This window comes from uncultured Zhongshania sp., assembly GCF_963975605.1.
In the GTDB taxonomy this organism is placed as follows: domain Bacteria; phylum Pseudomonadota; class Gammaproteobacteria; order Pseudomonadales; family Spongiibacteraceae; genus Spongiibacter; species Spongiibacter aquimaris.
The window spans coordinates 64992-77707 of sequence record NZ_CAXBHN010000008.1 but is presented as its reverse complement, the minus strand read 5'-3'; the positions used below and the strand labels follow the sequence as shown (position 1 = coordinate 77707).

Genomic DNA, 12716 nt, shown 5'->3' with positions numbered 1-12716 from the left:
TAAATCAGGCGCCGGTTGGCGCCTTTTTTGTGCCTGTTAATATCTTATTCTGAGCTCAGCTTAAGTCTGCTGGCTTTATCAGAAAACTGCTGAGCACGAATTAAATTTCCTTGGCGAAAATAGATTAGAGACGCAAATCTATAAAATCGATATTCATCTTTCCGCAGCTTAATAGCCTGCTGGATTAAATCTAGCGCTTCTTCGTAAGCCCCTTTTTCATACTCAGCCTTTGCATAGCTATAGAGTAAAAAGGGATTTTGTTTTCGAAAGTTCTCAGCAATTATCTCCAGTTTTCGTGCTTCTGCGTGTTGACCTTGCTCACTATAAAGACGTCCCAGGTTGCTAATAGCTACTTGGTCGTTGGAGTTAAGCGTTAGCGCGTGCCGATAGGCAATTTCTGCATCGAGAGTGCGGCCCTGTCGGCGAAGTAAGGTACCTAAATTCCCCCAGATATGCCCCGCTTTCGGGTCGAGAAAGAGCGCGCGTCTAAAATACAGATGTGCCTTGTCATTTTCGCCGCTGTTGAGAAACTCGGCGCCGCGATTATTGTAATGCTGTGCGGCGGCCTGCTGCTCATTCACCTGATGTTGGGGGTAGTGGTATTCATAATTGTCGACACTGAGGTCGACTACTTCTTTGTCACCATTGCCAAAGTCAACGATGGCATTGATGTGCTTGTAGAACACCATGCTGTTGTCGCTAACCATATCCCAGCTCGGCGGAATAGTGACTTCATTGTAATAGGCATTTAGCTTTGCCTCTCTCGCGAGGGCAATAAATAGTGACGTTAGTGATAGGCAGTTTCCGGTGCGCTGTTGAAATGTTTCAGTCGCGTTGAGGGTAATGCCGGGGTCATATTCAAGACCTAGCTGCGAGGGTCTGATCATGCTGTCGAGCAGATAACTTAAGCGGGCGCGTGGCGACAGAGCGGCCGGTACATTCTCTTCTACGAAGTAGCGCATTTCTGCATTGAGCGCGAGTATGTTGTCTTCGGGATATACACTAACATCAACATTTTCACCGCTGTTTTTGAGATTTAATAGCGCCGTGACTTCTTCAGCGCTGGGGGGCTGGATATCAAGTTGAGTAGCGTCGCGGGTGTCGGTGCTGGAGCAGGCTAGTAGACTGCTTATGATCGCGGCGGTGAGTAAATTTTTTGAGAATGTTGGCATCGCTTGTATCTGCGTCTCATCTTAAAAATGGTGCGTCACATTGTTCTCAAGCACCAGTATCTGCATTGCTAACTATAGACTGAATCGCGACCAGAAAGCCTGTATGTGGTGGAAAATACTTTATTTTATGTAAATATAAACCTGTTTTCAGCTGCTGTGGATTATAGCGCTTGTGTACCCCTCACTGTCGATGAGCATCGTTTGATAAATACATACGGTGGTGGCCTGCAGGAATCACTGTGTCTTTCTTACTTGGCATCATACAATGTGGTGTCAGAGGCCGGGCGCTGGTATACCGGCACTATTTTTAATCTAGCTATATTACTGAAAAAGGAATGACCTAATGGAAAGTTTGCCCCATCACTATTCAGTTGTAGTCAACGCGAAGCCAGATAACCATTTGCAGGTCTCTGCTGATCATTTACCTACATTAGACGTTGATGCACCGAGCCAATTTGGTGGTCCGGGCGATAAATGGTCGCCGGAGGAGCTATTATTGGCCGCGGCGGCGAATTGCTTTGTTTTATCATTTCGAACGGTTGCCTCTATCGCGAAGCTGGAATGGCAGGCCATCCGTTGCACGACAGACGGCGTACTCGATAAGGTCGAGCGGACAATGCAATTTACCGAGATTGTTACGAAAGTCGCGCTGACCATAGATTCAGAGGCCTCGCGCCAGAAAGCAGAAACACTGCTGGCTAAAGCAGAGAAAATTTGTATTGTCAGCAATTCACTCACCGCGCAAAAGCGGCTGGAAATTGAGCTTATTGTTAAGCAATAGATCGCTGATTTAACTTATTAGGCAGTAAGGCTGTGAGTTGCGTTTGCGAGTTGTTTAAAAGATGCGCGCTTGAAGCTAAGTGATTGAAGAAATAGCCGTAACCATCACATTACAGTTTGTGGGGCGGGGTTGAAATACGCGGTGCCGAGATAGAGGCACCGCGCGTTGTTAAGCTACATATTAGTATGGCTTATTAAATGCTGTTGCCGCGCTTTGATATTCCGCTATCAGCGTCGACACCAGTTCAACTGTTGTTGGAATATTGTGTATCGCGCCAACGCCTTGGCCCGCAGACCAAATTTGCTTCCATGCGCCGCCCGCTTTGTCTCCGTCTTTGTGGTCAGCATCTACCTCTAACTCTTCACCAAAATCGATATCTGTTTTAGCTTCCAGATTGTTAGGATCTAGTCCCGCGTTCACAATGCTGGGCTTGAGGAAGTTGGCGAATACCCCTGAGATATTTGGCGTGTAGACGATGTCACTGGACATAGAATCTACGATCATCTGCTTGTATTCAGGCTGTACCAAGCTTTCTTGGGTATTGATAAATCGTGTGCCCATATAGGCGAGGTCGGCGCCCATCATGCGTGCGGCGGCAATATCACTACCCTTTGAAATAGCACCCGCTAGCAAAAGCGTCTTGTCGAAGAATTCACGTATCTCTGCGACCAGTGCAAAGGGGTTGGTGTTGCCCGCGTGGCCACCTGCACCTGCGCAAACGGCGATCAAACCATCTACGCCTGCGTCTGCTGCTTTGCGTGCGTGACGTGCATTGATGACGTCGTGGAATACCAAGCCGCCATATCCGTGAATTGCATCAATTACTGTTTTAACTGCGCCAAGCGAGGTAATAATCATCGGTACTTTATGTTTTACACATAAGGCGAGGTCTGCCTCAAGGCGAGGATTGGTTTTGTGGACGATCAGATTCACCGCAAACGGTGCCGCTCTTTTACCCGTTTCTTGCTCATATTTTGCCAGCGCTGTATTTATGGTGTTGAGCCACTCTTCAAACCCTTCACTACTGCGCTGATTCAATGCGGGAAAAGAGCCAACCATACCGGACTTGCAGGTTTCGATGACCAGCTCTGGGCCAGATGCCAAGAACATGGGGGCGGCAACAGCGGGCAATTGCAGTCGATTTTTTAGCAGTTCGGGGAGTGACATAGTCGTAATACTCTTTTTGGAAGGCTTTTTTGGAAAGCGTACTTTATAGGCTTACGCCAGCGCGGGGTAGTGTCTGTATTGACATTAAATACGTTGATAGTGACACTTGGGCTTGAGATGGTGTTGTGCATAGTGGAGTGAAAAATGCCGAAGGTCTATGTGCTAGCGTATGAAGATTGCTATGCGGGAAGTTTGGCCAATCCACAGGATTTATATTTAGTCGCAAACTCCCATTGGCGTGAGCAGTACAAACGGCAGGAAGGTGTTTTTGAGTGGCAAGTCTTATCCGAGGACGGTGCGCCGGTTAGAACCGCTTCGGGGTTGCGGGTTGCCGTCGACGGCGCCTTAGTAGACCTCGACGAGGGAAGTATCATTGTTCTACCTGCGATGAATTACCCAGGCGGCAAAGCCTTCAGTCACAAATTGTTGGCGATGAGCGCGATTGTGAGCTGGCTCAGTCGCCAGTACGCCAATGGTTGTATCATTTGCGCCCATTGCACAAGTAGTTTCGTATTGGCAGAAACCGGTTTGTTGAGTGGTTTGACTGCCACCACGAGCTGGTGGTTGGCGGAACAGTTTGGGCAGCGTTACCCCGATATTGAATTGCGCGCGGGCGAGTTAGTCGTCGATGAAAAACGTCTAATAACTGGTGGTGCAAATGGCGCTGAAATGGTCACGGCATTAATTCTAGTTGAGCGCTACATGGGTAAAGCCGTGGCGTCTTTATGCGCCAAAACATTATTGGTCGATACCAATTTAACCCAGCAAACACCGTATTTAATATTGCCAAGACAAAAGGAGCACAGTGATGCTCTGGTGCTGTCGGCGCAGGACCATCTTGAAAAAAATCTCACGTCTCCGTTTTCCTTGGATGCTCTCGCTATGCAATGCCATGTCAGCTCAAGAACATTGATGCGACGTTTTAAAGAAGCAGTGGGTGATACACCCAATAGCTATTTGCAAAATTTGCGTATTGAAGCGGCTAAAAAACTATTGGAAAGCACCGGCATGTCGTCTGAGCAAATAATGCGACGTATTGGTTATGCGGATATCAGTTCGTTTAATCGTTTATTTCAGCGTAAAACGGGTCTGACGCCACGGTCATATCGACAGAAATTCAGTTAGTGAATAGCGTTAACTTTGAGAGTTGTGATTGTCTTGGTGAGTTACGACGCCTAAAGTTAAGCGGCTTAAAATTTTTGCAGAAGTTCTTCTAAAAGGTATTATATTTTTAGCTCTCTTGCCTAAAGGATTGAGATATTTCTAGGGTGGCAGGAAGTGGATCTTAATACGGGTGGAAATACAAGGAAAAGCCGGCTTTAAGTCTCCGAAATAAAGTCTAAAAAAATTGCAGCTTTATTTGGCTATCAAATTCAATGCTCTAGATTTTGCAATTGCGGATGAGCGATTTGAAACTTCTAGCTTATTGTACAAATTGTGGAGATGCCATTTTACGGTTGCTAAAGACACAAAGAGTCTGTCGGCCAACTGTTGGTTTGTCAGTCCGGCGTCGATGAGCTGGAGTAGCTCAAGCTCCCTTGGCGTGGGAGGTTCGAGGAGAACCGTTTCAACATCGAGCCTTTCTAGCTGCTCCAATATCGCGCTATTTGCAATAGGGAGTGACTTGCAGATTTCCCGAAAGAAATTTTTCTCTTCATCTGTTGCGAAGCCCCAACTTTTGGCTTTTTTTTCGTTAACTAGCCCTGCGATGTGGTCGGCGCGGTCTCGAAAAGGGCGAATATGCTGGCGTTTTGCTGCCAAGCCAATGGCGCGAGTAAACTCTCTTGTGGCGTTTGAGGTTGAGCCGCGAAAGATTTCCGCAGACATTTTCATTAGGTGTAGTTCAATCAAATTGCCAACGCGATTCTCGGACTTGGCGAGCTTAATTTCGTCAGATAATAGGGTTTCAGTTTGAGTGATTCTCCCTTCGCATATATCGAGGTCAATCAATGTTTGCCGTATAAGAAATGAGGCGTATTTATTGTGTGAAAATTCTTCTATTCGCTCTGCCAAATTAAGTTTTTTAGCCTCATCTCGCGCGTCTGAATTTCTTCTCAGTCGCAGTAGGCGCTGGATGAGAACACAGCTAAACTGTACGGAGACTCTTTTGGGATAACTTTCGGCTATTTCTCGTAGCTGGTAAAGGCGGATGTTCTCACCTTGTTGCGTTGCCCACATTTTTATCGAAGCGGCGAGGGAAAAGAACGCAGTATCGGCGACGCCATGGGTCGTGAGTCTGCTGTTACTTGCTTCAAGGTATTTGATTACATCGCTGTCTTTACCCAGCTCTGCTGCGACGTAGGCTGCCACTGATGCAATAGTGCTCGTTATTCCTGAATTCGCCCCTGATGAGGCAACCGTTCTGTCGAAAGATCGGCTTATTCTTTCGTGGCAATTTAGATAATCTCCTTCATATAGCATGGCGAGGCTCGAAAGTGCGTCCACCCAAGATTTGCCATAGTCGCTATTGGATTGGCTGATGCTAATTTGCGCCGCTTGGAAAAATTCCCGTGCTTTGGGGAAGTTAAATTCCGCACAGTATGAAATACCAGTAGCACATGCCACTGTTGCGCGGTCAAACGGGTCATCTTCCAGATCACATTTTAGCCATTGCTCGCCGAGACTAGTTACTTGAGGGAGGATGTCTCTATATGTTGCACATGTAATTTCAATAATTTCTAGACGACGCAACATATCGTCCACCGGCCCTCTGTCGTCATTTCGTAACCGCTGAGACAGTCTTTTAATTTGTTGTGCCGCGTACTCATAGCGTCTGTGAAAAACCAACGCCCACACATACCAGTAGTCCGTTTCTATACTGGGTTCCTTGCCGTTGCGCATTATCTGCTCTACCCAGTTTATATAAGTGCTCAAATCTCCTTCATCTCGGATAAAATCCGATGAAATCCGTTCGAGGCAATCAACGGCGAAATTTATGTCATCCGCTTCTAAAGCGTAGTCTATTGCTTCACCCCAATGCCGCTTATTTTCGCACCAGACCGATGCGCGTCGCAGTATTTCTCTGCATCCCTCGTCGCCAATTTTGAGCTTGGCTTGACCGCGTAAAAAATCTCGAAAAAGGGAGTGTAAGCGGAATTCAGATTTTTCTCGGTTTAATGGAATAATTAGTAAATTATTATTGATAAGGTTTTTAATGTGTTCTGTCGCTTGCTTGTTGCCACTGATAAATTCGCAAAGCGGAGCTGAAAAGCTCTTTGTGAGCGACGTGGCGAGAAGAAAATTTTTGAATTCTTCGTCAAAACTATTGTACAGCTGGCTCTGCAGAAGGCTTGCAATATCCGAATCCTCACCGGAAAATTTCTCCAAGATTGCAATTGCGTTGTCTGCGTTATTCAGAATAATTTGCATCATTCGAAGAGCCGCCGGCCATCCTTCACTGATACGCAGTGCTTTTTCTATTCCGTCGTCGCCAAGGCGCTCAGAAAGTGCATTGCCGAATAATGCTTTTACCCCGACCTTATTAAACGCTAATTGCTTGAAGTCGTAATGTATCAGATGACCTTCGAGCATGATGCGATGCAAACTCATATTCAGTTCAGTGGTGGCAGCACAAATGACATGGAAATTATTTGGTGTGTTGAATATCAGTGAGTCGAAAAGTCCGCTTAGTGTTTCGTCCTTGCAGTAGTCCAAATTATCTATAAATAGGAAGGTATCTTTGTCTTCTGACGTCAGGTGTTTGATTATATGAGCGATACGCTCTTCTATCGGAGCATCGCTTTTATGAACGTTTTCAGCTTGGTTGAAACCCGTACTATCGTCGTCAAAAAGTTTTTCGAGTCGAGTGATCACTTTTTCAAAGCTTCGGTCGGTCTCCGCTAGGCAAGTCCAAAAGCAGACAGTGTCTCCGGCCTTGAAATGATTGAATAATGCTGACATTAGCACCGTTTTTCCGTAGCCGGTTGGTGCATTGATCAGCGAGAATCGCCCCGGCAACTTCTTTGATTTTGTTAATGAATCCAATCCCGCCGTTTTAACAATATTAAAGTTAAATGTGGGTGGTTCATAACGGACATGTGAGCTGCGCATAGATGGATCCTGAATTTTATAATTCTGCTAGGCGTACCGGATTGATCTTCGGTTTAGATTTATTGTAATCGGCTGATTGTATAGCATACGCCGGATTGTCCAGACAAATTCATATTGTCGCGGTCTGTTGCACAGATTCGGATGTTTGTGAATCCCCTGTGCTTGCTAAAACGGGGATTCACGCAGGATTTATGATCCTAAGTACATGATCACAGATTTAGTTTCGGTGTAACTGCTGAGCACTTCTTCACCATTTTCCCGTCCCCATCCAGATTGCTTGAACCCTCCAAAGGGTATATTCGGGTCCGGATTCAGCTGGGTATTTACCCAGATGGTGCCGGCGTTTACTTTGGCCGCTAACTTGTGTGCTGTGCCTAGATTTTCAGTGAAAATATGCGCGGCGAGTCCATAGTATGAGTCGTTCGCGATGTCTGCGATATCATCTATGTCGTCGTATGGGGTTACCGTCAGAACTGGCCCAAAAAATTCATCTTTGAAGGCGGTGTTGTTCCGGTCTTCAGTCACCAGTATCGTTGGCTCAAGGAAATATCCGCAGCTTCCGATTCGATTGCCACCCTGCACAAGTGCGGCGCCTTGGCTGATACTCATTTCGATTTTTTCGAGTATCGAGCTCAACTGCTTCTGATTTATCACCGGGCCCATTAGCGTTTCTGGGTCGAGACCAGGGCCCACTTTTAGGGTACTTGCGACGGTCGAAACACCATCTATTATTTGGTTCATGCTTTTGCGGGGGACAATCAGTCTGGAGCCTGCGAAGCATATTTGTCCTGAGTTAACAAATATCGCTTGGGTGGCGCCAGGTATCGCGAGATCCATATTGGCGTCGGGCATGATGATTGTGGGTGATTTGCCGCCTAGTTCTAGGGTGATCCGTTTTAGATCATTTGCCGCGGCACGCAAAATAGCCTTGCCAGTTTGGGTGGAGCCAGTAAAACTTATCTTATTAATACCTTCATGTTCAACCAGTAGTCGACCCGTATCTCCCTGACCTAGCACGACATTAAGCACGCCTGGTGGGAAGCCCGCCTCAACGGCAAGTTCTGCAAGCATTAATGCTGAGTAGGGTGTGTCTTCGGCAGGTTTGAGAACTACGGTACAGCCGGCTGCAAGGGCGGGAGCGATTTTCCATACAGCTAGAACCAGTGGGAAGTTCCAAGGCACAATGGCCGCGACAACGCCCACTGGCTCCTTTCGTGTATAGCAATGGAAGCTACCACCACTTTGTAAGCTGGGTTGTAAATTCTGTCCTGATATTTTGCTTGTCCAGCCGGCAAAGTATCTAAACCACATCGCACACAGTGGAATGTCTAAGGTACGGGAAAAGGCAATGGGTTTACCGTTGTCCAATGATTCGACTGTGGCTAATTTTTCGGCATTGGCAGAAATCAGGTCGGCCAAGCGGTTCATTAGCATGCCTCGCTCTAAGGGCGGCATGTCGCTCCATGCTTTATTTATTAAAGCTCGTTTGGCGCTCTGCACCGCGTGGTCAACGATGGGAAGGTCAGCGCAGGGAATTGTGCCGAGGGTGCTGCCGTCAGCTGGGTTCTTGACGTCGTAGGTGGTTGCGCTGCTGCTTGAGTTCCACTCACCGTTTATGAAGTGCGCCGACGGCGGTAGTGCAAAGTCTGTCATAGTGTTCTCCCCAATTTTTAAGAGTCCATCATCACTTAGCCGAAGTTTGCTCGTACCAACCTAAAGTTTGGTACGGGTGTCTAAAGAACACTGTTTAATTCTTGATTGTAAAAAAACAGTATTGAAACTAATGGTTTAGGCCTAATTTTTATATGTTTAACTTTCTAAGAGTAAGCACAAGTAATGGCATTGCGGAGCTTGTTCTCGATAACGCGCCCAAGGCTAATGCGATGGGGCTGGGCTTTTGGTCTGAGTTGCCACAAGCCCTTGAATGGCTCGATAAGCAGACTGACGTCCGCGTCATTATCCTCAAGGGCGAGGGCAGGCACTTTTCCGCAGGCGCTGACATGGAGCTGCTGGAGCACCTGTTTAGTTTTGCAGGTGGTGATGATCTGGCTCTGGGATGCGAGTCTTTGAGGGCGGAAATTTTAAAGTTGCAGAACGCCTTTAATCGGATCGAGGATACGCGCGTTCCCGTCGTCGCCGCTGATCATGGCGCCTGTATTGGAGCGGGACTGGATATGATTGCCGCCTGTGACTTGCGTCTATGCTCGGCAGATGCCCGTTTTTGTCTCAAAGAAATCGATTTTGGCATTGTTGCCGATGTTGGCTCGGGACAGAGATTGCGACACATTATTGGCTTTTCCCGCCTGAGTGAACTTATGTATACCGGGGAAGCGTTTGACGCAGGCGAGGCGAAGGCGATGGGCTTGGTATCAAAGGTTCTCGATGATAAGGATGCGCTTTATGCCGAGGCCGATCGCTTGGCATCGCTTATCGCCAGCAAGTCTGCGCTTACGATAAGGGGCGTAAAACGGAATCTGTTGTTCTCGCGCGACAATTCGGTTCGTGACGGCTTGGAATATGTCGCTACGTGGAATGCATTCGCGCTGCTGAATGGTGATTGTGGAGCGGCCCTGGCAGATTCAAAAAAACGTGAATAGGTTTGAGGGCTTGGGTGCTGAGAATGACTCGTTCTCTAGTCACGGCGATTCGTCGGGCCGGGTTGGGATTAACTTATACAGCACGTGAGTGATTTGCATGAAAAATAGGACTGTATTAGTCGTCGGTGGGTCAACTGGGATAAATCTCAGCATTGCGCAGGCGTTTAATCGCGCTGGGGATCGGGTGTGTATTGTCAGTCGTTCTGCAGAAAAAATTGCGGCTGGGCTTGAGCTTCTTGATCAAGCTAGCGGGGAGGTAATGGGGCTTCAGGCCGATGTTAGACATTTCGACCAGGTTTCTCACGCGGTTGAAAAGACTTACGAGCGCTGGGGAGACATTGACGTTCTGATTTCTGGCGCTGCCGGAAATTTCATTTCTCCGGCAGAAACACTTTCCGCAAATGGTTTTAAAACGATAGTAGATATCGATCTCAACGGGTGTTTCAACGTCATGAGAGCGTGCTTCCCGCGATTGAGAAAACCGGGTAGTTCAATAATCAATATTACGGCTCCGCACGCGACCGAACCCACTATCAATCAAATACATGTTTGCGCAGCAAAGGCCGGAATTAATCAGGTAACGAAAACGGCGGCAATGGAATGGGGGCGACACGGTATAAGAGTGAATGCAATTTCCCCTGGCCCGATACAAGGTACTGAAGGAATGAGCAGGCTCTCGCCGACTACGGCATCTGATACGCGGTGGCTCGATAGCATTCCGCTGGGGCGTTGGGGAAATCCCGCTGATATTGCCGACGCGGCTCAGTGGTTAAGCTCTTGTTCTGCATCTTTTGTAACGGGGGTTGTGCTACCCGTTGATGGCGGCTGGACGCTGGGTGGCTCTGCCGCAATGACCTCCGCGATGAATGCTTAACACCTCAAAGAGAATCTACTGACAAGGTAATGTGATGGAACGGTTAGTGCGAGTACTGCTTATATTTATTGCGCTGATAGCGGTGTTAACCGGCTTTATGGATGTTGTTGTTGGGGCCGTGGCGCAACTCAATATCGGCATTGATTTACCTGCACAGGCGCTTCGAGATCCGGTGCTAGACAGCCAGGTCCGCTTTTTGGGCGCTATCTGGTGTGGCTTTGGTTTTCTGATTATTTATGGCCTTTACGATCTTTTTAATCGGCGTGTTCTGCTACAGGGAGCGATGCTTTTTGTGATTTTGGGTGGCATAGGCAGATTTGCCAGCGCAGCCATGCTTGGCTTGCCCGAGAATACTGCAGGGCAAGGATTTGTAGTGCTTGCCATCATCATCGAGTTAGTCGTTGCACCGTTTATTTTGTTGGCAATGTCTAAATTTAAGCCCCCTCAGTAGGTGTTTTCAAATTCTAGATAGCTAAATTTATTAAAAAGAATGAGGTTGTTTTTAATGCATTTCACACAAGGTTTGCACCGAGCGCTGCAGCAACAGGCTGATAATATTGCGACGATTTGCGACGATAGAGTGCGCACATTTCGCGAGCTTCACGACCGCGTTTCAAGGCTGGCTGCCGGGTTTGTAAGGCAGGGTTACAAGGCGGGTGATCGTATCGCTATATTGGCTTTCAATAGCGATCGATATTTAGAGGCGTATTTAGCGATCGCGTGGATGGGTGCGGTTGTGAATCCGGTTAATTTCAGATGGTCAGCCGCTGAAATTGCTTATTCTCTGCAGGACTCAGGTTCAACAGCCATCATAGTCGACGACAATTTCGTTGATACAATAAAGCAAGTAAAAGAAGAACTACCGTTACTTGAGACTATTTTTTACGCCGGAGATTTGTACGCAAATAGTGGTTTTGTATCGACCGAGTCTTTGATCGCGTTCAACGAGCCTATTGAAGACCGGCAAGCAGAGGGTGATGACCTCTTCGGTATATTTTACACCGGTGGCACAACTGGCGTGTCTAAAGGTGTGATGTTGACCCACACGAATATTTGCACCGGAGCGTCTGCGTTGTTGGCGGAGGGCCTGTTTAAGTCGGGCAGTAAAGGCCTTCATGCGGCGCCTATGTTCCATCTAGCAGATATGATGATGACAACCGGGATGATTCTCCGCGGCGGCCAGCATGTGTTTGTACAAGCGTTTAATCCCGAAAAAGTGTTGGGGCTGATAGAAGATACAAAAGTGACGGATCTCTTGTTGGTGCCGGCGATGATGCAGGCACTAGTTGATCATCCAAAGTGTAGGACTAGTAACACTAGTAGCGTCAAAAATGTGATGTATGGGGCGTCCCCTGCCTCTGAATCATTGTTAGATAGGGCAATGATCGCACTTCCTAGTGCGGCTTTTACGCAAGTTTATGGTATGACAGAGACATCGGCTGTCATGACAATACTGGGTCATGAAGCGCATTTGTCTGAGAATAGGGGGCTTGGCCGCATGCGTAGCGCAGGGCTGGCCGGAACGCATATTCAGGTAAAGATTGTTGACGATAATGACCATGAGTTACCGAGGAATACGGTCGGACAAATCCTGTCAAAAGGGCGCAGCGTAATGCGTGGCTACATAAACCGAGACGAGGCAAGTAGTGAAGCCCTGGCTGGTGGGTGGATGCACACCGGTGATATGGGATACATGGATGGCAGTGGATATATTTACATTGTTGACCGCTGTAAAGACATGATTATTTCTGGTGGAGAAAATGTCTACAGCGTTGAGGTTGAAAATGCGGTAATGCGGCATGACTCGGTTGCTGCGTGCGCGGTAATCGGCATTCCCTGCGATGATATGGGAGAGAAGGTTCATGTGGCGCTTGTACTAAGACCTGGTGCCGAGCTGAGCTTTGATGATTTGAGGGTGCATTGCAAAAGCCTCATTGCGGGTTATAAATGCCCAAAGAGCATGGAGACGATGGATGCGCTGCCGATGTCTGGCGCGGGGAAAATATTAAAGACTGAATTGCGTAAGCCCTATTGGGGGGCGAAGGAGAGAGGCGTTGCTTAGAAAATCGTATTGG

The 12716-nt window shown here is 47.6% G+C and carries 10 protein-coding genes; 6 read left to right on the top strand and 4 right to left on the bottom strand.

Annotated features, from left to right (window positions below; genetic code table 11):
- Positions 1-44: 44 nt before the first annotated feature.
- Positions 45-1172, bottom strand: a complete 1128-nt coding sequence (locus AAC007_RS09220; RefSeq protein ID WP_339676160.1) for a tetratricopeptide repeat protein — start codon at positions 1170-1172, stop codon at positions 45-47.
- 343 nt (positions 1173-1515) lie between these two features.
- Between AAC007_RS09220 and AAC007_RS09215 the strand changes: the two genes are divergently transcribed.
- Complete coding sequence (locus AAC007_RS09215; RefSeq protein ID WP_339676158.1) at positions 1516-1953, top strand: OsmC family protein; 438 nt, start codon at positions 1516-1518, stop codon at positions 1951-1953.
- Positions 1954-2133: 180 nt separating this feature from the next.
- Here AAC007_RS09215 and AAC007_RS09210 read toward each other — a convergent pair whose 3' ends face one another.
- On the bottom strand, positions 2134-3120 hold the full coding sequence (locus AAC007_RS09210) for a nitronate monooxygenase family protein (protein WP_339676157.1): 987 nt from the start codon (positions 3118-3120) through the stop codon (positions 2134-2136).
- Between the two features lie 144 nt (positions 3121-3264).
- On the opposite strand from AAC007_RS09210, the gene AAC007_RS09205 reads away from it, so the two are divergent.
- On the top strand, positions 3265-4245 hold the full coding sequence (locus AAC007_RS09205) for a helix-turn-helix domain-containing protein (protein ID WP_339676155.1): 981 nt from the start codon (positions 3265-3267) through the stop codon (positions 4243-4245).
- A gap of 231 nt (positions 4246-4476) precedes the next feature.
- On the opposite strand, the gene AAC007_RS09200 is transcribed toward AAC007_RS09205, so the two are convergent.
- Positions 4477-7170 carry a LuxR C-terminal-related transcriptional regulator gene (locus AAC007_RS09200; RefSeq protein ID WP_339676153.1) on the bottom strand — a complete coding sequence of 898 codons (2694 nt, stop codon included), beginning with the start codon at positions 7168-7170 and terminating at the stop codon, positions 4477-4479.
- Positions 7171-7359: 189 nt separating this feature from the next.
- On the bottom strand, positions 7360-8823 hold the full coding sequence (locus AAC007_RS09195; protein ID WP_339676152.1) for an aldehyde dehydrogenase family protein: 1464 nt from the start codon (positions 8821-8823) through the stop codon (positions 7360-7362).
- Positions 8824-8975: 152 nt separating this feature from the next.
- Between AAC007_RS09195 and AAC007_RS09190 the strand changes: the two genes are divergently transcribed.
- From AAC007_RS09190 to AAC007_RS09175, 4 genes are all read left to right on the top strand, one after another.
- On the top strand, positions 8976-9767 hold the full coding sequence (locus AAC007_RS09190; protein WP_339676151.1) for an enoyl-CoA hydratase-related protein: 792 nt from the start codon (positions 8976-8978) through the stop codon (positions 9765-9767).
- Between the two features lie 97 nt (positions 9768-9864).
- Positions 9865-10641, top strand: a complete 777-nt coding sequence (locus tag AAC007_RS09185) for an SDR family oxidoreductase (protein ID WP_339676149.1) — start codon at positions 9865-9867, stop codon at positions 10639-10641.
- 34 nt (positions 10642-10675) lie between these two features.
- Positions 10676-11092 (top strand): DUF4345 domain-containing protein, encoded by a 417-nt coding sequence (locus tag AAC007_RS09180; RefSeq protein ID WP_339676148.1) that lies wholly within the window; start codon positions 10676-10678, stop codon positions 11090-11092.
- A gap of 54 nt (positions 11093-11146) precedes the next feature.
- Positions 11147-12703, top strand: coding sequence for a long-chain-fatty-acid--CoA ligase (locus tag AAC007_RS09175; protein WP_339676147.1), 1557 nt, complete (start codon positions 11147-11149; stop codon positions 12701-12703).
- Positions 12704-12716: the final 13 nt, after the last annotated feature.